Source organism: Deinococcus alpinitundrae (assembly GCF_009982895.1).
Classification (GTDB): domain Bacteria; phylum Deinococcota; class Deinococci; order Deinococcales; family Deinococcaceae; genus Deinococcus; species Deinococcus alpinitundrae.
Genome location: NZ_WXZL01000223.1, coordinates 1 through 276, shown reverse-complemented (window position 1 = coordinate 276; position 276 = coordinate 1). Strand labels below are relative to the sequence as shown.

Annotated in this window: 1 protein-coding gene; it reads right to left on the bottom strand. The window is 30.8% G+C overall.

Annotated elements, in window-relative coordinates:
- Positions 1–168 (bottom strand): glycosyltransferase (locus GUI70_RS25635; protein ID WP_202630592.1); only part of this gene is annotated, 168 nt, incomplete at its 3' end.
- Positions 169–276 lie beyond the last annotated feature (108 nt).

The window sequence follows — 276 nt, the reverse complement described above, 5'->3', positions numbered from 1 at the left end:
ATAATACTTAATTTCTGGTAGTTGTGATTCAATCATTTCTCTTTCAATACCATTTTTAGAACCAATATAAAGCGCTTCATAACCTTGTGATAATGCAGTTGGAATTAAACTTAAATTTACTGATACGTGTCCAACTGTTCCCCCTCCGGTAAATGCGATTTTCGTCATTAATATTACCTCTATTCTTTTAAATTTTTATAATATGCATAAAATGGTTCACCTTTATCATATGGCGGATATTCCATTAATTGTTCACCGACCTTATGAAATCCAAAT